This window comes from Streptomyces xinghaiensis S187 (assembly GCF_000220705.2).
GTDB classification, from domain to species: Bacteria; Actinomycetota; Actinomycetes; order Streptomycetales; family Streptomycetaceae; genus Streptomyces; species Streptomyces xinghaiensis.
The window spans coordinates 206,480-229,319 of the sequence record NZ_CP023202.1; the positions used below are offsets into that span (position 1 = coordinate 206,480).

The 22,840-nt window shown below is 74.0% G+C and carries 20 protein-coding genes and 1 pseudogene; 12 read left to right on the forward strand and 9 right to left on the reverse strand.

Annotated elements, in window-relative coordinates; all coding sequences use genetic code 11:
• Nucleotides 1-26: 26 nt before the first annotated feature.
• Complete coding sequence (locus SXIN_RS01025; RefSeq protein WP_019708296.1) at nt 27-599, reverse strand: helix-turn-helix domain-containing protein; 573 nt, start codon at nt 597-599, stop codon at nt 27-29.
• 100 nt (nt 600-699) lie between these two features.
• Here SXIN_RS01025 and SXIN_RS01030 point away from each other — a divergent pair, with 100 nt between their 5' ends.
• A complete protein-coding gene (locus SXIN_RS01030; RefSeq protein ID WP_019708295.1) occupies nt 700-1,572 on the forward strand; it encodes an EamA family transporter in 873 nt (290 codons plus the stop codon).
• A gap of 338 nt (nt 1,573-1,910) precedes the next feature.
• Here SXIN_RS01030 and SXIN_RS01035 read toward each other — a convergent pair whose 3' ends face one another.
• Together SXIN_RS01035 and SXIN_RS01040 are read right to left on the reverse strand one after the other, a co-directional pair.
• On the reverse strand, nt 1,911-2,735 hold the full coding sequence (locus tag SXIN_RS01035) for an acyltransferase (protein WP_095756421.1): 825 nt from the start codon (nt 2,733-2,735) through the stop codon (nt 1,911-1,913).
• Between the two features lie 207 nt (nt 2,736-2,942).
• A pseudogene (locus SXIN_RS01040) lies at nt 2,943-3,467 on the reverse strand (gamma carbonic anhydrase family protein); the annotation flags it as partial.
• Nucleotides 3,468-3,701: 234 nt separating this feature from the next.
• Here SXIN_RS01040 and SXIN_RS01045 point away from each other — a divergent pair.
• Both SXIN_RS01045 and SXIN_RS01050 read left to right on the forward strand, forming a co-directional pair.
• Nucleotides 3,702-4,727, forward strand: a complete 1,026-nt coding sequence (locus SXIN_RS01045; protein ID WP_019708294.1) for a DUF8017 domain-containing protein — start codon at nt 3,702-3,704, stop codon at nt 4,725-4,727.
• Nucleotides 4,728-4,815: 88 nt separating this feature from the next.
• Nucleotides 4,816-6,183: an MFS transporter gene (locus SXIN_RS01050; RefSeq protein WP_095756422.1), complete on the forward strand. Its 1,368-nt coding sequence runs from the start codon at nt 4,816-4,818 to the stop codon at nt 6,181-6,183.
• 53 nt (nt 6,184-6,236) lie between these two features.
• On the opposite strand, the gene SXIN_RS01055 is transcribed toward SXIN_RS01050, so the two are convergent.
• From SXIN_RS01055 to tuf, 3 genes are all read right to left on the reverse strand, one after another.
• On the reverse strand, nt 6,237-7,100 hold the full coding sequence (locus SXIN_RS01055; RefSeq protein WP_095756423.1) for a spermidine synthase: 864 nt from the start codon (nt 7,098-7,100) through the stop codon (nt 6,237-6,239).
• 134 nt (nt 7,101-7,234) lie between these two features.
• Nucleotides 7,235-8,080 (reverse strand): patatin-like phospholipase family protein, encoded by an 846-nt coding sequence (locus tag SXIN_RS01060; protein WP_095756424.1) that lies wholly within the window; start codon nt 8,078-8,080, stop codon nt 7,235-7,237.
• 224 nt (nt 8,081-8,304) lie between these two features.
• Nucleotides 8,305-9,477 carry an elongation factor Tu gene (gene tuf, locus SXIN_RS01065; RefSeq protein WP_095756425.1) on the reverse strand — a complete coding sequence of 391 codons (1,173 nt, stop codon included), beginning with the start codon at nt 9,475-9,477 and terminating at the stop codon, nt 8,305-8,307.
• Between the two features lie 348 nt (nt 9,478-9,825).
• Here tuf and SXIN_RS01070 point away from each other — a divergent pair, with 348 nt between their 5' ends.
• The 3 genes from SXIN_RS01070 to SXIN_RS01080 all read left to right on the forward strand — a co-directional run bounded on the left by SXIN_RS01070 (nt 9,826) and on the right by SXIN_RS01080 (nt 13,020).
• Nucleotides 9,826-10,527, forward strand: coding sequence for a TVP38/TMEM64 family protein (locus tag SXIN_RS01070; RefSeq protein ID WP_050930742.1), 702 nt, complete (start codon nt 9,826-9,828; stop codon nt 10,525-10,527).
• Nucleotides 10,528-10,765: 238 nt separating this feature from the next.
• Nucleotides 10,766-11,641, forward strand: coding sequence for an undecaprenyl-diphosphate phosphatase (locus tag SXIN_RS01075; RefSeq protein WP_019708290.1), 876 nt, complete (start codon nt 10,766-10,768; stop codon nt 11,639-11,641).
• Nucleotides 11,642-11,892: 251 nt separating this feature from the next.
• Nucleotides 11,893-13,020: an N-acetylmuramoyl-L-alanine amidase gene (locus SXIN_RS01080; RefSeq protein WP_019708289.1), complete on the forward strand. Its 1,128-nt coding sequence runs from the start codon at nt 11,893-11,895 to the stop codon at nt 13,018-13,020.
• A gap of 109 nt (nt 13,021-13,129) precedes the next feature.
• On the opposite strand, the gene SXIN_RS01085 is transcribed toward SXIN_RS01080, so the two are convergent.
• Nucleotides 13,130-13,759, reverse strand: a complete 630-nt coding sequence (locus SXIN_RS01085; protein WP_019708288.1) for a flavin reductase family protein — start codon at nt 13,757-13,759, stop codon at nt 13,130-13,132.
• Nucleotides 13,760-14,237: 478 nt separating this feature from the next.
• Here SXIN_RS01085 and SXIN_RS01090 point away from each other — a divergent pair, with 478 nt between their 5' ends.
• Genes SXIN_RS01090 through SXIN_RS01115 form a run of 6 tightly spaced genes read left to right on the forward strand, consistent with a single transcriptional unit; the run spans nt 14,238 to nt 19,541 of the window.
• Nucleotides 14,238-15,623, forward strand: a complete 1,386-nt coding sequence (locus SXIN_RS01090; RefSeq protein ID WP_095756426.1) for an ATP-binding protein — start codon at nt 14,238-14,240, stop codon at nt 15,621-15,623.
• Nucleotides 15,620-16,045, forward strand: coding sequence for a roadblock/LC7 domain-containing protein (locus SXIN_RS01095; RefSeq protein WP_019708286.1), 426 nt, complete (start codon nt 15,620-15,622; stop codon nt 16,043-16,045). Before SXIN_RS01090 ends, SXIN_RS01095 begins: the two co-directional genes overlap by 4 nt.
• Before the next feature lie 41 nt (nt 16,046-16,086).
• The gene (locus SXIN_RS01100) at nt 16,087-16,401 is read left to right on the forward strand and encodes a DUF742 domain-containing protein (protein ID WP_019708285.1); all 315 of its coding nucleotides are present in this window, start codon (nt 16,087-16,089) and stop codon (nt 16,399-16,401) included.
• Entirely contained in the window at nt 16,379-16,978 is a 600-nt protein-coding gene (locus tag SXIN_RS01105) for a GTP-binding protein (RefSeq protein ID WP_019708284.1), read from the forward strand. Before SXIN_RS01100 ends, SXIN_RS01105 begins: the two co-directional genes overlap by 23 nt.
• Nucleotides 16,975-18,426 carry a cytochrome P450 gene (locus SXIN_RS01110; protein ID WP_019708283.1) on the forward strand — a complete coding sequence of 484 codons (1,452 nt, stop codon included), beginning with the start codon at nt 16,975-16,977 and terminating at the stop codon, nt 18,424-18,426. The genes SXIN_RS01105 and SXIN_RS01110 overlap by 4 nt, the downstream gene beginning before the upstream one ends.
• The gene (locus SXIN_RS01115; protein WP_019708282.1) at nt 18,408-19,541 is read left to right on the forward strand and encodes a cytochrome P450 family protein; all 1,134 of its coding nucleotides are present in this window, start codon (nt 18,408-18,410) and stop codon (nt 19,539-19,541) included. The genes SXIN_RS01110 and SXIN_RS01115 overlap by 19 nt, the downstream gene beginning before the upstream one ends.
• 108 nt (nt 19,542-19,649) lie before the next feature.
• Here SXIN_RS01115 and SXIN_RS01120 read toward each other — a convergent pair whose 3' ends face one another.
• Nucleotides 19,650-21,107 carry a benzaldehyde dehydrogenase gene (locus tag SXIN_RS01120; protein WP_095756427.1) on the reverse strand — a complete coding sequence of 486 codons (1,458 nt, stop codon included), beginning with the start codon at nt 21,105-21,107 and terminating at the stop codon, nt 19,650-19,652.
• Between the two features lie 196 nt (nt 21,108-21,303).
• Complete coding sequence (locus SXIN_RS01125; RefSeq protein ID WP_095756428.1) at nt 21,304-22,821, reverse strand: BNR repeat-containing protein; 1,518 nt, start codon at nt 22,819-22,821, stop codon at nt 21,304-21,306.
• Nucleotides 22,822-22,840: the final 19 nt, after the last annotated feature.

Genomic DNA, 22,840 nt, shown 5'->3' on the forward strand with positions numbered 1-22,840 from the left:
GGCACCGGCCTCCCGGGGCGGTCGCCTCAGCGGACGGGCGGGACCGACACGACCATGCTCATCTCGACCGTCTCCGTCCCGTCGTTGCGGTAGCCGTGCGGCACGTTGGCCTCGAAGGCGGCGGACGACCCGGCCGGCACCCGGTACTCCTCGCCGTCCAGCACCAGCGTCAGCTCCCCCTCCCGGACGTGCAGGAGTTCATGGGTGCCGGCGGGGTGCGCGTCGGACGCACTGCCCTCACCGGGCATCAGCGTCCAGCCCCACAGCTCCAGCGGCCCGGGGGCCTGGGCCCCGGCGAGGAGCACGGTGGCGCTGCCGGCCTCGGTGGACCACATGCGCACCGCCTCCTCGGGCTTCACGACCCGCACCCTGGGCTCCTGGTCGTAGTCGAGGAGGGCGGTGAGGCTCACGCCGAGGGCGTCGGCGAGCTTCACCGTGGTGCCGACGCTCGGATTGGTCCGGGCCTGCTCGATCTGGATGATCATGCCCCGGCTGACCCCGGAGCGGGTGGCGAGGGCGTCCAGGGTGAAGCCCCGTTCGCCGCGCCAGCGCTTGAGGTTGCGCGCCAGGGACTGGGTGAGGTGGTCGAGATCCGTCACAGCGAGTCCAGAGTCCAATCCATTGGATTCGTGAGTTCATTGTCGTGTACTACTGTGGGGTGTACCGGAACATCCATCGCACTGTACTTCGGGGGAACACATGACCGCGGTCCTCGCTCTGGCCTCCAGTCTGCTCTGGGGGCTCGCCGACTTCGGCGGGGGCCTGCTCACCCGCCGCATCCCCGCCCTCACCGTGGTCGTGGTCTCCCAGACCGTCGCCGCGCTGGTGCTGGGGGTGATCGTCCTGCTCACCGGTGCCTGGCGGGAGACCGGCCCGCAGCTGTGGTTCGCGGTGGCCGCCGGTGTGGCCGGGCCCGCCGCCATGTTCGCCTTCTACAAGGCGCTCGCCCTCGGCCCGATGGGCGTCGTCTCGCCGCTGGGGTCGCTCGGGGTCGCCGTGCCGGTCGGGGTGGGGCTGGTGCTCGGCGAGCGCCCGGGGCTCCTGCAGGCCGTGGGCATCCTGGTCGCCGTGGCCGGTGTGCTGCTGGCGGGCGGTCCCGAACTGCGCGGGGCGCCGGTCCAGCGGCGCGCGGTCCTCTACACCCTGGTGGCGGCGGTCGGCTTCGGCGCGGTGATGGCGCTGATCGCGGAGGCGTCCTCGACGCTGAACGGCCTGTTCCTCGCCCTCTTCGTCCAGCGGCTGGCGAACATCGCGGTCGGCGGCACCTCGCTGCTGGTCTCCGTACGGCGGGGCGGCGCGGCGCTCCCCCCGGTGGCGGAGGGCGGATCGGGCGTGGTCCTCGCCGCGCTGCCGTCCCTGGCGTTCGTGGGCCTCGCCGACGTCGCGGCCAACGGCACGTACGCGCTCGCCGCCCAGAACGGGCCGGTCACCGTGGCGGCGGTGCTCGCCTCGCTCTACCCGGTCGTCACCGCGCTGGCGGCGCGCGGGCTGCTGAAGGAACGGCTGCTGGCGGTACAAGCGGTCGGCGCGGGGCTGGCCCTGCTCGGCACCACGCTGCTCACGGCGGGCTGACGGCCGGCCGTACGGGCGCGGGGACGCCCCGTATGCCCCGGGCGCCCCGGCCGCCACGCGCCTCCCGGGCCCGCGGGCCGTCCCGGCCGTCCCGGCCGTCCCGGCGGCCGTCCGCGGGCGGGGGTGCGCGGACGCGTACCGGTACCGCACCGGTCAGTAGCGCCGGAGCGCGTACAGCAGCAGTGCGATCCCCTGGACGGCGACCGCCACGGCCAGCAGGATCCGCAGTCTCCGGTTGCTCATGCCGGGTCTCCCCTCCTCGCCCCGCCCCCGGGGTCCGTACCCGTGGGTCCGTGACCGTGACCGTACCCGGGCGCCCGTGCCCCGCGCCCGGGCGGTCAGCGGCCGGCCGGCGCCCCGGCCGAGTCCGGTTCCGCGGCCGGGGAGTCCTCCGTGAGGGAGCCGAGCGCGGCCAGGGCGCGCAGCTGCTCCGGTGTGGCCTCCTCCAGGGCGCGCAGCTGCTCCGGGCCGGCCCCCTCGGGCGGCGGGACGGGCGCCGGGGTCCGCAGCGGCGGCTGCCAGCCCGTCGCGGGCTCCCAGCGCCGGACCACCCGGGCCGGCGCCCCGGCCACCACCGCGTGGTCGGGGACCGTGCCGCGCACCACCGAACCGGCGGCCACGACCACATTGCGGCCGAGCCGCGCCCCGGGCAGTATCACCGCGCCCGCGCCGAGCCAGCTGCCGGAGCCGATCTCGACCGGCGCGGTGCGCGGCCACTGGCGGCCCACGGGGGTGCCGGGGTCGTCGTAGGAGTGGTTGTCGCTGGTGACGTAGACGTACGGGCCGCAGAAGACGTCGTCGCCGAAGACCACCGGCCGCGAGGCCACCACATGGCTCCCCCGGCCCAGCACCACGCCGTTGCCCAGGGTCAGCACGGGGTCGGGGCCGAGGTCCAGCCCGGGCATCATCCCGGCGGTGAGCGTGACCTGTTCGCCTATCACGCAGTGCTCACCGAGGCGTATCCACTCCTCCCCGAACACCGTCCCCTGGGGGTACGCGAGCCGGGTGCCCTCGCCGATCCGGCCGAAGCGGTACGGGCCCGGACGGTCCGCGGTGACGGCTCCGGTCTCCCGCACCCAGCGCGCGCCGCGGTGCACGGCCCGCGAGAGCGTCCGGCGGCGCCAGGCCGCGAGGGCGGGGAACAGCTTCTGCTTCTTCGGCACACGGCCACGGTACTCAGCGGTAGCCCCGCCGGGAGCGGGAACCGGCTGTGACCTTCACCCCACACGGCGCACCGGCGGGGCGGTCAACGGCCGGTCCCCGGCGGCACCTCAGCGGGAGCCGCCCCCGCCGCGCTCACCCTCGCCGTCCTCGCCGTCCTCGCCGTTCCCGCCGTTCTCCTCGGTCTTCTCGTCCCCGCCGCGCCCCGCGTCCGCCGCCTCGCGGTGGGCCTCCGCCAGCTCCAGGTACATCGCCGCGTTGAGCTGCAGGGCCTCCCGCTCCTCCCCGGTCAGCTCCCGGCGCACCTTGGCGGGTACGCCGGCCACCAGAGAGCCCGGCGGTACCCGCATCCCCTGCGGCACCAGGGCCTGCGCGGCGACCAGCGAACCGGCGCCGATGTGCGCGCCGTTGAGGACCGTGGCCCCCATGCCGATCAGGCAGCCGTCCTCGACGGTGCAGCCGTGCAGGACGGCGTTGTGGCCGACGGAGACCCGCTCGCCGACGGTCACCGGGAAGCCGGGGTCGACATGGACCGTGCAGTTGTCCTGGATGTTGCTGTCCGCGCCGACGACGACCGGGCCGCAGTCGGCGCGCAGCACGGTGTGGTACCAGACGCTCGCCCCCGCGGCCAGGGTGACCTCGCCCAGCACGACCGAGGTGGGCGCGGCGAACGCCCGCTCGTGGACGACCGGTTCCCGGCCCGCCACCGCCGCGATCAAGGCCCGTTCCGCCATGGGTCTCTCCCCTTCTCGTCATCACCGTCCGCGCCCCACGCCCCGCGCGCCGTCCGCGGCGTATCGCTCCGCTCCGGCGCGCCGCGGCGGGCTCCGTGCCCGCGTCGTCCCGCGTACCGTACGGCGGGCGGGCGCCCCGGGCCGCACCGGCCCCGCGCGCCGGCGCGGGTCGCCGCCCGTGCGTAGTCCGGCCCGGCGTGGCAGGCCGGGGCCGGGCGGCTCTATGGTTACGCCATGTGGCCAGGACAGCAGCCGCCCGGGGGCGAGCAGAACCCGCAGGACCCGAACGCGAATCCGTACCAGCAGCCGGGGCAACCGCAGCCGAATCCCTACCAGCAGCCGGGGTTCCAGCAGCCGAACCCCTATCAGCAGCCGGGATTCCAGCAGCCGAATCCGTACCAGCAGCCGACCGGCCAGTGGGCCGCGCCCGGGACGCCCGGCGCGCCCCAGGCGCCGGACGACGGCAGGAAGACGAAGCTCGTCGCCATCGGGGCGGCGCTCGCGGTCCTGGTCGCCGGTGGTGTCACCGGTTTCCTGCTCATCGGCGGTGACGACGACAAGCCGGAGGCCGGCGGCAAGCCGGGGCCGGAGAAGTCGGTGTCCGCCCCGCCCTCTCCCACCGGGAGCGAGGACGACGGCGGCGATCTCGACAACCCGCGCGGCGGCAATCCCGCGGTCGAGCCCGTGATCGACGGCTGGCAGACCGTCGTCAGCGCCAAGCGCCAGAACGCCTTCGACGTCCCCTCGGACTGGAAGGTGGAGTCACCGACCCTCTCCATCGGCTTCGAGGACACCAACAGCAAGGAAGACATCCCCAAGCCCATCATCATCATGAGCGCGCCGGCCTTCTACGGGGAGGACTGGTGCACCGTCGGGGACGACACCTCCGACTTGGCGGGTGTCGGCACCAAGGGCGCCCAGGGTGCCAAGAGCCTGCAGAACGCCGCCGAGACGGCCGCCGAGGTCTGGGTCTTCGCCGCCTTCGACCAGGACGAGACCGGCACCCGCAAGGTGACGAAGGCGAAGGCCTTCACGAGCGAGCACGGGATCGAGGGCTACTCCTCCTCCGCCACGGTCACCGGGGTGAAGAAGGAGAACAAGTGCTCCTCGGACGGCAAGGCGTACACCGTCGCCTACAAGACGGAGAACGGTGACTACGCGGTCTGGTGCCTCTACGCCGCCAAGGGCGTCGAGGACGAGCTCGCGGACGCCACCGTCAAGAAGATCATGAACACGCTGCGGCCGCTCACGTCCTCCTGAGCCGTCACCCGCGGCACCCCGTACACCGCCCGTCCCGCCGGTGAGAACCCACCGGCGGGGCGGGCGCGATCACGACGAGGAACCGGCCATGCCGCTAGCGCGCCCCGCACGCCGCCCCGCACGCTCCGCACGCCCCCCGTGGGCGGGCCGCAACTACACCCTGCTGACCGCCGCCGCCGTGGTCACCGGCCTCGGCAGCTCCGGGGCCCTGATCGCGGCGGCGTTCGCGGTCCTGGAAACGGGCGGCAGCGGTACGGACGTGGGGCTCGTCGCCGCGGCCCGCACGGTCCCGCTCGTCCTCTTCCTGCTCGTGGGGGGCGCCGTCGCGGACCGGCTGCCCCGGCACCGGGTGATGGTGACGGCCAACACCCTCAACTGCCTCTCCCAGGGCGCCTTCGGGGTTCTGGTGCTCACCGGCGAACCCGGGCTGTGGCAGATGATGCTGCTCTCGGCCCTCGGCGGCACCGGTCACGCGTTCTTCGCCCCGGCCGCGGAGGGCATGCTGCTCTCCAGCGTCTCCGGTGAACAGGCCGGACGCGCCTTCGCGTTCTTCCGGATGGGCGTGAACGGGGCGAACATCGGCGGCGCGGCCCTCGGCGGCGCGCTCGTCGCCTCCGTCGGCCCCGGCTGGGTCCTCGTCCTGGACGGGGCGGCCTTCGCCGTCGCCGCCGCGCTCCGCGCCTTCCTCGATCTGCGCGGGATGTCCGAACGCACCCCCGGCCGGGGCCTGTTGTCCGATCTGCGCGAGGGCTGGCGGGAGGTCTCGGGGCGGCCCTGGCTGTGGAGCGTGGTCCTCCAGTTCGCGGTGGTCAACGCCGTCATCGCCGCGGCCGAGGCGGTCTACGGGCCGCTGGTCGCCGAGGAGCATCTGGGCGGCGCCCGGCCGTGGGGGCTCGCGCTGGCCGCGCTGGGCGCCGGCACGGTCCTCGGCGCCCTGCTGATGACCCGCTGGAAACCCCGGCGTCTGCTGGTCACGGGGGCACTGTCGGTGTTCGTGCTGGCCCTGCCCTCGGCGGCGCTCGCGATACCCGTCTCCGCCCCGGTGCTGAGCGGGGTGATGTTCGCGACCGGCATCTCGATCGAGATCTTCGGCGTCACCTGGATGATGGCCCTGCACCAGGAGATCCCCGAGGAGAAGCTGTCGCGTGTCTCCTCCTACGACATGTTCGGCTCGCTCGCGATGGTGCCCGTCGCGGTGGCGCTCGCCGGCCCGGTCGCCGGCATGTTCGGGCGGAGCGCGGCGCTGTGGGGGTGCTCGGCGCTGATCGTCCTGCTGACGGCGGCGGTGCTGACGGTGCCGGACGTACGGCGGCTGACCCGCCGGGAGCACGGCGGGCCGGAGCCGGTGGGCGTCCTCGCGGGCCCGGCCGCCGGCCCCGTACCGGCGGTGCCCGCGCCCGCGCCGCGCGTGGGGACGGAGAACCCCGGGAAGAACGGCGGGCGCCGGCCCGGCTGACGGGCGGCGAAGGGACGGCGGACGGGGACGGCGGACGGGGACGGGGGACGCGGTCAGCCGATGCTGAAGGCGCCCTCCGGCGGGACGGGTGACGGTGCGGCCTCCCCGTCCCGCACCACGGCCGCGCCGGCCGTCAGCCGGTCCAGGGCGCCGCCGTGCTCGACCCGGGCCGGGAAGGGATCGGCGGCGCAGCGCCGGGCGAGCTCCGCCACCGGCAGTTCCTCCCGCGAGGCGGCCAGGATCGTGTTGCCGAAGCGCCGGCCGCGGAGCACCGCGGGTTCGGCGATCAGGCAGAGGTGATCGAACACCGTGGCGAGGGTGGCCAGTTGGGAGCGGAGGAAGCCGAACGGGGCCGCGTCCGCCAGGTTGGCCGTATAGACCCCGCCGGGGCGCAGGACACGGGCGGCCGCCCGGGCGTACTCGACGGAGGTGAGGTGCGCGGGCACCCGGGAGCCGCCGAAGACGTCGGCGACGAGCAGGTCGCAGGCCGCCGGGGGCGCGCTCTCCAGCCAGGCTCGGGCGTCGGCGGCGTGCAGTTCAATGCCGCTGTCCGGGGGCAGCGGGAGGTGTTCGGTGACGAGACGGAGCAACGCCCGGTCGGCTTCGACGACGGTCTGCCGGGCGCCGGGGCGGGTCGCGGCGACATGGCGGGGCAGCGACAGCGCGCCGCCGCCGAGGTGCAGCACGTCCGGCCCTGCTCCGGCCCGGGCGCTCTCCGCGCTCGCGGCGGCGGAGTCGAGGACGTGCGCGATCCGCCGCGCGTACTCGAACTCCAGGTGCGCGGGCGCGTCGAGGTCGACGTACGACTGCGGCGCGCCGTCCACGGTGAGCAGCCAGGCACGCGGCCGGTCGGTGTCGGGCATGAGTTTCGCCGTGCCGAAGTCCACGGCCCGGGTCACCGGTATCGGCTCGTCCACCCGCCCATTGTGCCGCTTCCGGCGGTGGCGTTCCGGCCGCCGGCGGGGTTCGTGCGGCGGCCGGGGCGCACGGGGCCGGGGGCGGGTGCGCACCGGGGTGACGAGCCGCCGCGCGGAACCCGCTCAATCCCGCCTCACTCCCGCCAGAGGGCCTTGACCGCGGCCGCGTGGGCCGCCGCCTGGGCACGGCCCGCCCGGGCGGCGGCCGCCCGGCGCGCCGGGTCCAGCGGGTTGCGGCCGAAGGCGGCCCGGGCGGACCGGTCCGGGGTGATGAGCTCGACCCGGGCACCGCCCGCCGCGAGCCGCTCCGCCTGGGCACGCACCGTCGGGACGGGTCCGCCGCCGCCGGCCATCGGGGCGAGGATCAGGACCCGGCGGCAGCCCTCGGCCACGTCGGCGTTGGCGCTCGACCGGACGCCGCCGTCGATCCAGTGCCGGCCGCCGATGGTGACGGGCGGCCAGACGCCCGGGACGGCGCAGCTCGCGGCGACCGCGTCCACGATCCCCACGCCGCTCGCCGCGTCGAACACCCGGAACTCCCCGGTGGCGGCGTCGACCGCGGTGATCAGGAGCCGCCGTTCCGGCCAGGCGTGGGAGAGCAGCCGCCGTCCGATGACCGCCCGCCGGTCCGCCTCGCCGGCCGCCGTCCGGGTGGCGAGGGCCAGCCGGCCCATGCGCCGGCCGAAGGCGCGGGTGTCGCGGGAGCGGAGGGCCGCGAGCGCGTAGCGCGACATCACGGCCGGTCCCACCCGTCCGGCCACCTCGCCCCGGGGATCGACGAGTTGGCGCTCGTAGAGCTGCTCGGGGGTGACGCTGCCGGAGGTGAGCTGCGCGCCGACGACGGACCCGGCGGAGGTGCCGATCACCACGTCCGCCACGCCCGGGTCGGCGCCGGCCTCGGCCAGCCCGGCCAGGACACCGGCCTCCCAGCCGATCCCGGTGAGCCCTCCGCCGCCGAGCACCAGTGCCGTCTCCGCCATGCCCCACCCTCCTACCGTCCGGTCGGTCTCCTGTGCGAGCAGTCTGGCACCGCGTGACGGCCGCGCGGAACCGGGCCCGCGTCCCGGGGACACGGCGGCGGCCCGCACCACCGGGGTGCGGGCCGCCGCCGGGCCCGTCCGGGAGGGCGCCCGCCGCCGGGCCCGGGCGGAGGGGCCGCCCGTCCGCCCGTACGCCCTTCCGCCCGCCGGCCCGTGACCGGGGCCTACTCCGCCACGGCCGTCACCGTTCCGGCGCCGACCGTGCGCCCGCCCTCGCGGATCGCGAAGCCGAGGCCCGGCTCCAGCGGCACCGCGCGCCCCAGCTCCACGGTGACGGTGACCGTCTCGCCCGGCAGGGCCACGGCCGCGTCGCCCAGGCCGAGCTCGCCGACCACGTCCGCCGTGCGGATGTGGAACTGCGGCCGGTAGCCGCCGGTCACCGGGGTGCCGCGGCCGCCCTCCGCCGGGGACAGCAGGCGTACGGCCGCGGTGAACCGCCGCCGCGGGGTGACGCTGCCGGGCGCGGCGACGACGTGCCCGCGGCGGACCGCGTCACGCTGGACCCCGCGCAGCAGCAGCGCGATGTTGTCCCCCGCCTCGGCCGACTCCATCGGCTTGCCGAACGTCTCGACCCCGGTCACGGTGGTCTCCAGCCCGGCCCCGAGCACCTCGACCCGGTCACCGAGCCGCACCCGGCCGCGCTCGACGGCGCCGGTGACGACCGTTCCGCGGCCGGTGATGGTCAGGACGTTCTCCACCGGCAGCAGGAACGGCGCCTCGGTGAAGCGGAGCGGGACGGGCACCCAGGTGTCCACCGCGTCGAGCAGTGCCTCGATCGCGCCGGTCCACCGCGGGTCGCCCTCCAGCGCCCGCAGTCCGGAGACCCGGACGACGGGGGTGGTCTCGCCGGGGAAGCCGTGCGCGGACAGCAGTTCGCGCACCTCCAGCTCCACCAGGTCGGTCAGCTCCGGCTCGCCGGCGTCCGCCTTGTTGAGCGCGACGACGATGTGGCGGACGCCGACCTGCCGGGCGAGCAGCACGTGCTCGGCGGTCTGCGGCATGATCCCGTCGACCGCCGAGACGACGAGGATCGCCCCGTCGAGCTGGGCGGCCCCGGTGACCATGTTCTTGATGTAGTCGGCGTGGCCGGGCATGTCGACATGGGCGTAGTGCCGGGTGCCCGTCTCGTACTCGACGTGCGCGACGTTGATGGTGATGCCGCGCGCCGCCTCCTCGGGCGCCCGGTCGATACGGTCGAGCGGCACGAAGGAACCGGAGCCGTGCTCGCTGAGCACCTTGGTGATCGCGGCGGTCAGGGTGGTCTTGCCGTGGTCGACATGGCCCATGGTGCCGATGTTGAGGTGCGGCTTGGTGCGGATGTAAGCCTGCTTGGGCATGGTTCATCCCCGGATGTACGGAGTGGAAGCGGGACCCCCGGTCCGGCCGACCCTCCCCCTGCGGGGTCCGCCGGACGATCCGGGAAGGGTCAGCTTCGGGCGCCGCCGGGAGCTGTGGCGGCGGGGGCGGGCGCGGCATCGGCACCGGCCGGCAGGTGTCCGGCGGCAGCCTCCGGAGGGTCCGCGAGTGCGGACCCGACGAGGAGGAGGGTGTGCCGGAGCATGTGACAAGCATCGCCACCGGAGCGTGCGCCGTCCACCGGATTTGGCGGCGCGGGCACCGCTTCTCCGCGGCGGGGAAGCACACTTGCGCGGCGATCATCACCGGTGGTCGGTTACGCTCCCCGCATGCACCACCCCGCCGCTCAGCCCCTCGGCCTCCCCGCTCGTACGGCCAGGGTCCTGCTCTCCCCGTGGTCCCGGCTCGTTCTGCTCGTGGTCCTCGTCGGCTGCGCCGCGACGGCCGTCGCCGTGCTGGAACCGCACCGGCTCCTCACCGCGGGCTGGCCGCCACGGATCTCCGGCGGCGGTGCCGTGGTGCTCTTCGCCGCCGCGTACGGGCTCTGCACGGCCGCGCTGCTGCCCCGCCCGGTGCTGAACCTGGCCGGAGGCGCCCTGTTCGGCTCGCAGTTCGGGCTGGTGGCCACCATCGCCGGCACGGTGATCGGGGCGGGCATCGCGTTCGTCCTCGGCCGTGCCCTCGGCCAGGACGCCCTGCGGCCGTTGCTGCGCGGCCGCTGGCTGTCCGCCGCCGACCGGCAGCTCAGCGAGCACGGGTTCCGTTCCGTTCTCGCGGTGCGCCTCTTCCCCGGGGTGCCCTTCGCGGCGGCCAACTACTGCGCCGCGGTGTCCCGGATGCGGCTGCTGCCGTTCCTGCTCGCCACCGGTCTCGGCAGCATCCCCAACACGGCGGCGTACGTGATCGCCGGCAGCAGTGCCGCCACCCCGACGTCTCCGGCCTTTCTGATCGCGATGGGGTTCATCGCGATCAGCGGGCTCACCGCCCTGGCCGTCGCCTGGCGCAAACGCGGACGGCTGCGCTCCGCCTGAGCCACGGGTCCCGTCCGCCGCCCGCCCGGACGCCGGCCCCCGCCCCCGGACCACCGGCCGCCCGACGCGTGTTCACCCGGGGGCGCTACGCTGCCCCGGGTCGGCGTGCGATCACCGGTCGCCGCCGCCTTTTCACGCGCCTATCGAGCAACGCATCCTGTCCGGCATTCCGTCTTCCTGACCCGAGCCGCGGCTCCAGCGGTCAGCACATGATCTTTCCTTGGGTGGCACAAGCTCCATGTCCTGGTTCGAATCACTCATCCTCGGGCTCGTCCAGGGGTTGACCGAGTTCCTTCCGATCTCCTCCAGTGCCCATCTGCGGCTCACCGCGGCCTTCGCCGACTGGCAGGATCCCGGAGCGGCCTTCACGGCGATCACCCAGATCGGCACCGAGGCCGCGGTGCTGATCTACTTCCGGAAGGACATCGGGCGCATCCTCTCCGCCTGGACGCGGTCGCTGACCGACAAGGCGATGCGCTCCGACCAGGACGCCAGGATGGGCTGGCTGGTGATCGTCGGCTCCATCCCGATCGGTGTGCTCGGCCTGACCCTCAAGGACCAGATCGAGGGCCCGTTCCGCGATCTGCGGCTGATCGCCACCACCCTCATCGTGCTGGGCATCGTCCTGGGGATCGCCGACCGGCTGGCGGCCCGTGACGAGACGGGCGGCCGGCACCGGGTCGCCAGGGAGCGGAAGACCCTGAAGGACCTCGGCGTCCGCGACGGCCTGATCTTCGGCTTCGCCCAGGCCATGGCGCTGGTCCCCGGCGTCTCCCGGTCCGGCGCGACGATCAGCGGCGGCCTCTTCATGGGCTACACCCGCGAGGCGGCGGCCCGTTACTCGTTCCTGCTGGCCATCCCGGCGGTGCTGGCCTCCGGCGCCTATGAGCTGAAGGAGATCGGCGGCGACAGCCATGTCTCCTGGGGGCCGACGATCCTGGCCACGGTCGTCGCCTTCTTCGTCGGTTACGCCGTCATCGCCTGGTTCATGAAGTTCATCACCACCAGGAGCTTCATGCCCTTCGTGATCTACCGGATAGTCCTCGGCGCCGTCCTCTTCGCCCTGATCGCCGCCGGCGTCCTCGACCCTCTCGCGGGCGAGTCCGCCGGCTGATCCCCGCGTCCCGCGTCACGCCGGCCGTCCCGCGCCCCTCCGGCGCGGGACGGCCGTTTCCGTATCCCCGTGCTGCGTCCGTGCGCGGGACACCGGGGCCGCGGCCGTGCGCGCCGCCCACGGATACCGGGGCGAACCGTCATGTAATGACCTGCGTCAGTCACGGCGTGCGGACCAGCACGCGCCGACCGGTCCGGCGGGCTCCCCCTCTCCTCTTCCACCGGACCGGTGGAAGAGAGAGGAAACGCCCCATGCACCCCGGCACCCTCCCGCGGACCCGCGGACGCAAGGTCCTGCTCGGCATCGCCGCCGCCACGGCTCTCGCCCTCGCCGCCCCCTCCGCCGCGGCGGCCCCGGAGACCGGGCCCGGGCCCGTGAACCGGGCCTTCTCGCAGGCCGCCGAGGAGTTCGGCGTCCCGCGGGATCTGCTCGTGGCCGTCGCCTTCGGGGAGACCCGGCTCGACGGGCACGACGGCGAGCCCAGCCACGCCGGCGGATACGGCGTGATGCACCTGGTGAGCAGCCCCCGGCGGCACACCCTGGAGGAGGCGGCCGGGCTCACCGGCACCTCCGAGCGGGAGCTGCGCCACGACAACACGGCCAACATCCGCGGCGGCGCCGCCGTACTGGAGTCGTACGCGGACCGGACCGGGGTGAGCGAACGGGACCGGGACCGGCCCGCGGCCTGGTACCCGGCCGTCGCCCGGTACGGCAGCCCGGGCGATCTCCGGATGGGCCGGTTCTACGCCGACACGGTCTACCGGATCCTCGAAGCCGGTGTGCGCGCCCGCACCAGCCAGGGCGAACGCGTCACCACTCCCGGGCGGAAGGTGCGTCCCGAGCGCGGCCGCTACACGGACGTGCCGCCGCCCGCGCCCGGCCCCACGGAGGAGCCGGACCCCCGCGGCGCGGACTACCCGCCGGCCCGCTGGGTCCCCGCCCATCCCGGCAACTACCGCGCGGGCCGCTCCGCCGCGATCGACACGGTCATCGTCCATGTCGCGCAGGGCACGTACACCGGCACCGTGAACTGGTTCCGCAACCCGGCCTCCAGGGTCAGCGCCCACTACGTCGTCCGCTCCTCGGACGGCGAGGTGACGCAGATGGTGCGGGACGCGGACACCGCCTGGCACGCCCGGGACGCCAACCCCCGGTCCCTCGGCATCGAGCACGAGGGCTACGTCGCCGACGCCACCTGGTTCACCGACGCCCTGTACCGCGCCTCGGCCGCCCTGACCGCCCACCTCTGCGACACCCACGGCATCCCGAAGGACCGCCGGCACATCGTCGGGCACACCGAGGTGCCCGGCAACAGCCACACCGACCCGGGTCCGCACTGGGACTGGGACCGCTACATGGAGCTGGTGAACGGCGGCTGAGACCCCGCCCCCGCTCTGTGCGTGAGGCCGTCCCGGGCCCGTGCCGGGACGGCCTCACCTCGCGCGCAAGCCGTCCGGGGGCGCGGGACACCCGAGCGGTGAGCTGCCGTCAGCCGGCGCCACCGGTGCGGCCGGGGCCGTTCCGCCACTCCGCGTACGGAACGCGGGTGATCTCCAGGAGCTCGCCCATGGTTCCCCACTCGTCCTTGCCGAGCCGGGTGAGCGGCCGCAGCCTCGTCACCTCGGGGTGGCCGTCCACGAGCACGCTCTCGGAGACCGCCGCGTGGACCACGCGGCCGAAGACGACCGTGCTGTCACCGAGCCGGACGGTGCTGTGCAGTTCGCACTCCAGCGCGGCCGGGGAGGCGGCCACGCGCGGGGGCTTGACCCGCGTGCTGGGCTCGCGGGCGATGCCCACGGCGTCGAACTCGCTGATGCCGGGCGGGAAGTCGGTGGAGGTGGCGTTGATCTGCTCGAAGAGGTGCTCGGGGGCAAGATTGACCACGAAGGAACCGGTCGCCTCCACATTGTTGAGCGAGTCCTTGCGGCCGACGGAGGTGAACTGCACGATCGGCGGATCGATGCAGGAGACGGTGAAATAGGAGTGCGGGGCAAGATTGTCCACGCCGTCCGCCGACGTCGTGGAAATCCAGGCGATCGGCCGGGGCACGACCACCGCGTTCATGAATTTGTAGAAGGGGTTCCTGCCGAGGGCGGCGGGATCGAAGTCGATGCGCATGGGCGCAGTATCCCCGGTCCGCGCGGGCAGTCCCGCAGGGGGCCGCCACCGGCCGGTCCCCGTGTCCCCCGGTCACATCGGGTGGCGCGCCCCCCGCGGCGGATCGCCGTCCGTGACCGGTGCGGAAGAAAGGCTTCCGGATGTGGCCGGTATTCCTCCCGTAACCGTCCGGATCATCCCCTCGCAGCGCCTCCGCCGGCGGCCTTCACCAGCCCCGTGCACCCCGGTGGCACCACCGGCCGTAACGGCTTGTCTGCACGTCAACTTCACAAAACCCCTGGCCACTTGGCACGTCGATCCATGATTAAGATGATGAACACATCAGCGCTTCCGTGGCGGACGCCGACAGCGGGGCCCACATGTCCCGTGTGCCGACCGCCGGTGCCACTTGTCCGGAATCGGACAGACCCCGTACCGGCGGCGCTCCCGTCGTCGCATCTCCCCCGGTATCCCCTCGCCCCCAAGCAACGAGGATCCGATGACTCAATACGCACCGGAGGCGGTTTTCTGGTGCCTTGTCGCCGGTCTGCTCGCCGCCCTGGTCCTGCTGGTCCGCCAGCGGGGCATCACCAAGGCTCTGCGCAGGCACGCGGCAGCACTGGAGGACGGTCTCCGCGCCCGTGACCAAGAGGCCCGGCACCTGGTGGAGGTCCGCCTCCCCGCGATGGAATCCTCGCAGGCCCAGCCGGGTCCCATGCCGGGACTGCTCCACGACCGGCTGGAAGGCACCTCCTTCGCCGAAAGCCTGCAGACGGTGATCGACCTGTTCACCGGCGCCGCCGACCGGGCCCGGACCCGCGCCGACCAGTCGGCCAAGGCCGCCCTCAAGTCGTCGATGCGCGCCCTGCAGGGACTGGCGAACGAGCAGCAGCTCGCCATCACCGACATGCAGGACCACCACGACAACCCGCACGTCCTCCAGGATCTGCTGGAGATCGACCACGCGAACGCCCAGTTCGGCCGGCGTGCCCAGGGCATCGCGGTGCTGTGCGGCTCCTGGCCGGGCCGGCAGCGCGCCGCCTCCTCGCTGGTCGACGTCGTCCGGGGCGCCAAGGGCCGGATCCGGGACTACCGCCGGGTCGAGGTCCACGCGCAGGTCGACCTGGCCGTGGTGAGCCGGGCCGTGGAACCGGTGGTGCTCGCCGTCGCCGAGCTCCTCGACAACGCGGCGCGCCACTCCCAGCCCAACACCCAGGTCGAGGTGACCCTCCGGGCCGCGCACAACGGCACCGCCATCGTGATCGACGACGCCGGTGTCGGCATGGACGACCGGGAGATCCAGAAGGCGACCCTGCTGCTCTCCGGCCGCCAGGACATCGACATCAACCGGCTCGGCGACCCGCCGCAGTTCGGCTTCGCCGTGATCGGCGTCCTCGCGGCCCGGTACGGGTTCAGCGTGTCCGTCGACACGCGGTCACCCTACGGGGGCGTCCGGGCCGTGCTGTTCCTCCCGAAGGAGCTGCTCACCAGCGTGATCACCGAGACCCCCGACTCGGCGGACGAGCGGACCGGGCCCGCGGCCGCCGCACCGGCCCCCGCCGCCGTGACCGCCGAGCCCGCTCCCGCCGCACCGGCACCGGCCCCCGCCGCGGCCGCACCGGCCCCGCCCGCGCCCGCAGAGGCAGAGCAGGAGGCGCCCGAGCCGGCCCCCGCCTCCACGGCGCTCGGCCTGCCCAAGCGGCGCCGCCGGGAGCCCGTACCGGAGCACGTGGCCGCCACCCGCGCCCCCGTGGCGCAGCCCGGCGCCGAGCCGCCCCCGGCCCGCCCGGCCCACGAAACCGCCTCCCGCATGGGTGCCTTCGCGCGTGGCACCCGTTCCGGCCGTCTCTCCTCCCCGGACGATGAAGGGACCCCCCAGCGATGAACCCCCGTACGGCCAATGAACTGGGCTGGATGCTCGACGAGGTGCTGAAGGTGCCGGAGGCCCGGCACGCCATCCTGCTCTCCGCGGACGGCATGCTCCGGGCCCACTCCGAGGGCATCACCCGCGACGAGGCCGACCGGCAGGCGGCGGCGCTCTCCGGTCTCCAGTCGATCAGCCGCAGCACGGCCGAGTTCTGCGCCCGGGAGGAATCCCCGTGGCAGCAGACCCTGGTCGAGTTCGCCAGTGGCTACGTCTTCCTGATCGCCGCCGGCACGGGCGCCTATCTCGCGGTCTCCGCCTCCCAGAACGTGGACATGGAGGCCGTCACGTACCGGATGCACAAGCTGGTCGACCGCCTGGGCAAGGAGCTGACCAGTCCGCCCCGGCACGACGCGGTCTCCCACGCCGGCGGCCCGGCGTGAGCCCGCCCCGCAGGAGGGAGCGGGGACTCGTACGCCCGTATGTGGTGACCGACGGCCGTGCGCACCCGACGCGCAACACGCTGGATTTAGTCACCCTCGTCATGGCGATGAACGACCGGCCGCTGAGCGGACTGAGCCCGGAGAAGAAGCGCCTGATGGAGCTCTGCCGGGGCGGTGCGCTCTCGGTCGCCGAGGTGGCGGGCCATCTGGAGCTGTCGGTCAGCGTCGTCAAGGTGCTGCTCAGCGATCTGATCGACAGCGGCCACATCACCACCCGGGCCCCCGTCCCCAAGGCTCAACTCCCCCAGGCCCAGCTCTTGCAGGAGGTGCTCGATGGGCTCCGCGCTCGCCTCTGACCACGTCTATCTCCCGGATACGGTCAGCACCGCGGCCAAGATCCTCGTCGTCGGGCACTTCGCCGTCGGCAAGACCACCTTCGTGGGCACCCTCTCGGAGATCCGGCCGCTGCGCACCGAGGAGACGCTGTCGGAGGCCGGTGCCCACATCGACGACCTCGCCGGGGTCCCGGAGAAGTCCACGACCACCGTGGCCATGGACTTCGGCCGGCTGACGCTCAGCGAGGAACTGGTGCTCTATCTGTTCGGGGCGCCCGGGCAGAAGCGCTTCACCCGGCTCTGGCGGGACATGACCCACGGCGCCCTCGGGGCGCTGGTGCTCGCCGACACCCGCAGACTCGACCAGTCCTTCGACGTCATGGGGCTCCTGGAGGAGCACGCCGTGCCGTACGCCGTGGCGGTCAACCGCTTCGACGACGCCCCCTCCTACCCCGAGGAGGAGATCCGGGAAGCCCTCGACCTGCTTCCCGAGACCCCGCTGGTCACCTGTGACGCCCGGGACCGGATCTCCTCCACGCACGCCCTGATCGCTCTCGTCCAGTACCTCCAGACCCGTCTCGCGCAGGAGAACATGTGACCACTCAACCGTCCGGGCCCGACACCCAGCCGCCGCCACCCGGCTGCCCGGTACACGCCGGGGAGACCGGCGCCAAGCCGGCCGCCGGCGGTGCCGGAAGCGGGATCGAGCGCCTCTACGGCCCCGAGTTCGCCGCCGACCCGGCGGCCGCCTACGCGCGGCTGCGGACCTACGGCCCCGTCGCCCCGGTGGAGCTCGCCGAGGGCGTCGAGGCGTGGCTGGTCACCTCGTACGAGGGCGCTCTGGACGTGCTGCGCAGCCCGGAGCGGTTCTCCAAGGACCCGCGGCGCTGGCGTGCCCTCGCCGACGGGACCGTCCCGCCGGACAGCCCGGTCGTCCCGATGATGATGTACCGGCCGAACGCCCTGTGGACCGACGGGGCCGACCACGCGCGGCTGCGCGGGGCGATCACGGACAGCCTCGACCGGGTGGACCCCAACGCCCTGCGCGGCTACGTCGAGCACAGCGCCGACACCCTGATCGACCGCTTCGGCCCCCGGGGCCGGGCCGATCTGCTGGCCGAGTACGGCGCCCGCCTCCCGCTGCTGGTCTTCGAGCGGCTCTTCGGCTGCCCGTCCGACATCGGGACCAAGCTGGTCGAGGGCATGTCCGGGATCTTCGACTCGGAGGCCGACGCGGAGAAGGCCAACCAGACCCTCCTGGAGGGCGTCGCCGGGCTGGTTGCCCTCAAGCGGGCGGAGCCGGGGCCGGATGTGACGTCCTGGATGATGGCCCATCCCGCGGCGCTCACCGACGAGGAGATGATGCAGCAGCTCGTCCTGTTGATGGGCGCGGGCACCGAGCCGCAGCAGAACCTCATCTGCAACGGCCTGCTGCTCCTGCTCTCCGACGACCGCTTCGCCGGTGACCTGGCCGGCGGCAGCATGCCGGTCGAGGACGCCCTCGACGAGGTGCTGTGGACCGACCCGCCCATGGCGAACTACTGCGTGCACTATCCGCTGCACGAGCAGGACTTCGGCGGCCACACGCTGCGCCCGGGGGAGCCCGTGCTCGTCAGCCTGGCCGCCGCGAACACCGATCCCACGCTGGTCTCCGAGCGCCGCGGCGGCAACCGCGCGCATCTCGCGTGGAGCGCCGGGCCGCACGGCTGCCCGGCCAAGGACCCCGCCCGGCTGATCGCTGCCGTCGCGGTGGAAAAACTTCTGGACCGTCTTCCGGATGTTGAACTCGAGGTCGGGGTAGAGCAGTTGAGTTGGCGTCCGGGGCCCTTCCACCGGGCGCTGGCCGCTCTTCCGGTTCGCTTTCCTCCGGTCGCCTCACCCGCGGTCGCAGACAAGAAAAATGGAGACAGTGGATGGACACCACAACCCGCCCCCTCGTCATCGATCCTTCCGGCAGCGACATCCACGGTGAGGCAGCCCGTATCAGGGAGCGGGGGCCGGTCGCGCTGGTGGAACTCCCTGGCGAGGTGGTGGCGTGGGCAGTAAGTGACGCCACCCTGCTCAAGGAACTCCTGACCGACCCGCGCGTCTCCAAGGACCCCCGGCAGCACTGGCCGGCCTGGATCAACGGGGAGATAACCCCGGAGTGGCCGCTGTTCACCTGGGTCGCGGTGACGAACATGTTCACCGCCTACGGTGCCGACCACCGGCGGCTGCGCAAGCTCGTCGCCACGGCCTTCACCGCCCGCCGGACGGCAGCGCTCCGCCCCCGGATCGAGGAGCTGACCGCGGGCCTGATCGACAAGCTCGCGGCCGTGCCGGCGGGTGAGGTGGTGGACCTCCGGGAGGAGTACTGCTACCCGATCCCCATCCAGGTCATCTGCGAGCTGTTCGGCGTCGAGGACGAGACGATGCGGGAGAAGTTCCGCACCCTCGTGGACAGCATCTTCAACACCACTGCGGACGCCGAGGAGGTGGCCGCCACCTTCGAGGGCATCCACGTGCTGCTCACCGAACTGGTGGCCCTGAAGCGGCGCGAGCCGGCCGACGACATGACGAGCCTGCTCATCGCCGCCCGGGAGGAGGACGGCTCCCGGCTGACCGAGCCGGAGCTGATCGACACCCTGCTGCTGGTGATCAGCGCCGGGCACGAGACCACGGTCAACCTCCTCGACAACGCGATCCATCTGCTGCTCGCCCACCCGGAGCAGCGGGCCCTGGTCCGCGAGGGCAAGGTCTCCTGGAGCGATGTGATCGAGGAGGCGCTGCGCGTCGAGTCCCCGGTGGCGAGCCTGCCGCTGCGCTACGCGGTGGAGGACATCCGGGCCGGTGACGTGACCATCAAGAAGGGGGACGCGATCCTCGCCGCCTACGCCGCGGCCGGGCGCAACCCCCGCCTGCACGGCGCGGACGCCGACCGGTTCGACCTCACCCGGGTCAACAAGGAGCACCTCGCCTTTGGTCACGGCGTGCACCACTGCCTGGGCGCTCCGCTGGCCCGGCTGGAGGCGGAGATCGCGCTGCCCGCCCTCTTCGAGCGCTTCCCGGACCTGGAGCTCGGCTGCGCGGAGGACGAGCTGCGGCCCGTGGCGTCCTTCATCTCCAACGGCCACCGCACGCTGCCGGCCCGGATCCACGGGGCCGGGAACGGCGCCGGCTGAGGCACCGCGTTCGTCTCCGCGGCCCCGTCCGCCCGGCTGCCGGCCGGGCGGACGGGGCCGTTCCCGTCCGCCGGGCCGGGGCCGTCCCTCCGTACGGACGGCGCGCCGTCAGTACGGATGACCCGCCGTCGTGGAGCGGACGGTGAGCCAGCGGAGGCTGGTGAAGGCGTCGAGATTGGCGTCGCCGCCGAAACGCGAACCGGTGCCGGAGGCGGCCACCCCGCCGAAGGGCGCCACGGCCTCGTCGCTGACCGTCTGGTCGTTGATGTGTACGATCCCGGTCGGGATGCGGCGGGCGAGCTCCAGGCCGCGGGCCGCGTCGCGGGTGACGATGCCGAGCGCCAGACCGTATTCGGAGGCGGCGGCGAGGGCCGCGGCCTCGTCCTCGTCCTTGAAGGAGCGCACCGGGGCCACGGGCCCGAAGACCTCCTCGTCGTACGCGGGGGTGTCACCGGCGTCGGCGAGGACGGTGGGCCGGTAGAAGAGGTTCTCGTGGGTGCCGCCGGCCGCGAGCCGCGCGCCCGCCCGCACGCTGTCGTTCACGAGTCCGTGGATCCTGTCCCGCTGGCGTTCGTCGATCAGCGGGCCGAGGTGGACCGCCGGTTCCCGGGCCGGGTCGCCGACGGTCAGGGACTCGGCCTTGGCGGCGAGCCGCCGGACGTACTCGTCGTAGACGGACTCGTGGACCAGGTGGCGGCCGGTGGTCATGCAGATCTGGCCCTGGTGGAAGAACGAGCCCCAGGCGGCGGAGGAGACCACCGCGTCGAGGTCGGCATCCTCCAGGACCACCAGGGCGGAGTTGCCGCCGAGTTCCAGGTGGGCGCGTTTGAGGTGGCGGCCCGCTGCCTCCCCGACGGCCCGCCCCGCCCGGGTGGAGCCGGTGAAGGAGATGACCGGCACCCGGGGGTGGACGACCATGGCCTGTCCGGCGTCCGCCGCCCCGGGCAGGACGTGCAGCACCCCGGCCGGCAGCCCCGCCTCCTGGAACACCCGGGCGATGGCGAAGCCGCCGCAGACCGGGGTCCGGGGGTCGGGTTTCAGCACCACGGCGTTGCCGAGCGCCAGCGCGGGCGCGACGGAGCGGATCGCCAGGATCAGCGCCGCGTTGAACGGCGCGATCACGCCGACCACGCCGACCGGGACGCGCTGGGTGAACGACAGGCGCGGCTCCTCGGTCGGCAGCAGTTGCCCGGGCGGGCGGGAGGCGAGGGCACCGGCCTCGTAGCACTCCTGGGCCGCCACATGGATCTCGAACTCCGCCTTGCCGGGGACGTTGCCGCCCTCCCGGACGAGCCAGTCGCCGATCTCGCCGGCCCGGGAGTAGAAGAGGTCGCCGGCCCGCCGCAGCACCGCCGCGCGCTCGTGGAACGGGGCGGCGGCCCAGGCGGGCTGCGCGGCGGCCGCGGCCTCGGCGGACCGGGCGATGTCGGAGGCGTCGGCGAACCCGGTGCTGCCGAGCACCTCGCCGGTGGCCGGCTCCTTGACGGGGATCTCGCCGCCGGACAGCCGTTGCCAGCCTCCGGTCCAGCCGAGGCCGCTCCAGGCCTGGGGATCGAGCAGGGTCATGACGCGACGCTCCTTCGCGTGACCGGCTGTGTCGTGCCCGGGCGGGGCGTGCCGTGGCGTGCGGGTACCCCCGCCGTGCCCGTCAACGCTCTCACGATCACCGGGCGGGCGCGCCCCGGACGGCCGGTGGTGCCTCCGTACGGGGCGGGTGCCGGGCGCGGCCGCCCGCCGGGGGGCCGCCCGGGGCCGGGCCCGCTCAGCCGGGCAGGGCGAAGTCGATGACGTGGACGGGCGAGGGCGTGGTCCCGGTGGACCTCTCCTGGTACAGGAAGGACAGCACGCCGTCCTGGGCGAGCCGGGTCTCGTCGAGGACGACCTCGCCGAAGGCGTTCAGCCCGCTCGCGTCGTACAGGAGTTTCCAGTCGGTCCAGCCGGAGGCGGCGGAGGCGGCGGCGATCCGGCCGAAGGGCAGGATCGCGTAGGCGTTGTCGTGGCGGTCGAAGGCGAGTTTGGTGCGCTGGCTGGACCGCAGGGGCTCCGGGATCTCCGTCTTGTGCCAGGCTCCCGCGGCGTCCCGGCGGACGTGGAAGGCCCGGCCGTTGTTCACTCGGTCGCGGACGTAGTCGGTGGTGCACTGGCCGAAACGGCCCGGGACGTAGCTGATGACCGCGTGCGGGAGGTTCCGCGAGTCGGTGGCCTGGCTCTCCTGGTTCATCAGCGCGTGGTCGGGGCCCAGCGGGTCCGCGACGGTCCCGGGATCGCCGACCGCGACCCGGTCGCCGCCGCCGGTGGTGCCCACGACCGTGCCGGCCGCGGTGCGCCAGGTGCGGCCGCGGTCGGTGGAGCGGACGTAGCCGGTGTCGTGGTTGGTGAGACCGCCGCCGGCGCACATGACGGCGCTGTTCCCCTCGCGCCAGGTGTAGAAGGCGTGCAGGGTGCCGTCGGCGCTGTAGTCGATGCCGTGCAGATACATGTTCCGCGTGGTGCTGGAGCCGTGCTCGCTGGTGTAGGTGCCGGTGGAGCTGGTCCACTCGCCGAGCGCCCGCCAGCCGCCGCCGTCGTACTCGGCCAGGCCGTTGCGGCCGTTGCCGGAGACACCGGCGCGGTAGCTGAGCTGGAGCGCTCCGCCGGGCACGGCGACGAACTGCGGATAGGTGAACCGCTCGGTGAGGCGCAGCCCGTCGAGGCTGGTCTGCACGGGGCCGAGGGCGTCCCGCCGCCAGGCCCGCGCGGCGGGTTCGTTCATCAGGCCGGCTTCGGACTTCACGTAGTGGAGCCCGTCGCTGTGCGAGTCCATCAGGATGTGCAGCCGCCCGTCGGCCGCGGACACCCCCATGGAGATGACGTTGTGGGAGTCGTCGGTGGTCAGCCGGTGGTCGAGCGTCAGGGTGCGCCAGTCGGTGGTGCCGAGGGCGCGGCGGGCGACGACGGCGCTGCGGTCGGCGGTGTACCAGGCCGCGTACTGGTGGCCGCGGTGGGTGAGGATCCCGTTCTTCTGGAAGGAGTTGTTGTTGACCAGGCCGTTGTACGAGACGAAGTAGAGGGCCCGGTCGTCGAGCCGGGTGTCCGAGATCAGCGTGACGGACGGGCCGGGGGCGGCGGCCGGCGCGGGGCCCGCGAAGCCGGGTAAGGCGGTGGCCGCCGCGAGCAGTGCCCCGGCGAGCAGGGCGGTGGCCGGGGTGAGGGTCCGCGGCGCCCCCGGCCCGCGCCCGGCCCTCCGGGTGCGGCCGGTGGCGGGTGTCCGGGCGGCTCGGGGGGTTCCGGTGGTCCTCATCACGGTCTCCTGGGGTGTG

What these genes read in the sequence shown, in the direction of transcription:
- SXIN_RS01030 (WP_019708295.1), top strand. Translation starts at nt 700, where the DNA reads ATGACCGCGGTCCTCGCTCTGGCCTCCAGTCTGCTCTGGGGGCTCGCC.
- SXIN_RS01045 (WP_019708294.1), top strand. Translation starts at nt 3,702, where the DNA reads ATGTGGCCAGGACAGCAGCCGCCCGGGGGCGAGCAGAACCCGCAGGAC.
- SXIN_RS01050 (WP_095756422.1), top strand. Translation starts at nt 4,816, where the DNA reads ATGCCGCTAGCGCGCCCCGCACGCCGCCCCGCACGCTCCGCACGCCCC.
- SXIN_RS01060 (WP_095756424.1), bottom strand. Translation starts at nt 8,080, where the DNA reads ATGGCGGAGACGGCACTGGTGCTCGGCGGCGGAGGGCTCACCGGGATC.
- tuf (WP_095756425.1), bottom strand. Translation starts at nt 9,477, where the DNA reads ATGCCCAAGCAGGCTTACATCCGCACCAAGCCGCACCTCAACATCGGC.
- SXIN_RS01070 (WP_050930742.1), top strand. Translation starts at nt 9,826, where the DNA reads ATGCACCACCCCGCCGCTCAGCCCCTCGGCCTCCCCGCTCGTACGGCC.
- SXIN_RS01075 (WP_019708290.1), top strand. Translation starts at nt 10,766, where the DNA reads ATGTCCTGGTTCGAATCACTCATCCTCGGGCTCGTCCAGGGGTTGACC.
- SXIN_RS01080 (WP_019708289.1), top strand. Translation starts at nt 11,893, where the DNA reads ATGCACCCCGGCACCCTCCCGCGGACCCGCGGACGCAAGGTCCTGCTC.
- SXIN_RS01085 (WP_019708288.1), bottom strand. Translation starts at nt 13,759, where the DNA reads ATGCGCATCGACTTCGATCCCGCCGCCCTCGGCAGGAACCCCTTCTAC.
- SXIN_RS01090 (WP_095756426.1), top strand. Translation starts at nt 14,238, where the DNA reads ATGACTCAATACGCACCGGAGGCGGTTTTCTGGTGCCTTGTCGCCGGT.
- SXIN_RS01095 (WP_019708286.1), top strand. Translation starts at nt 15,620, where the DNA reads ATGAACCCCCGTACGGCCAATGAACTGGGCTGGATGCTCGACGAGGTG.
- SXIN_RS01105 (WP_019708284.1), top strand. Translation starts at nt 16,379, where the DNA reads ATGGGCTCCGCGCTCGCCTCTGACCACGTCTATCTCCCGGATACGGTC.
- SXIN_RS01120 (WP_095756427.1), bottom strand. Translation starts at nt 21,107, where the DNA reads ATGACCCTGCTCGATCCCCAGGCCTGGAGCGGCCTCGGCTGGACCGGA.
- SXIN_RS01125 (WP_095756428.1), bottom strand. Translation starts at nt 22,821, where the DNA reads ATGAGGACCACCGGAACCCCCCGAGCCGCCCGGACACCCGCCACCGGC.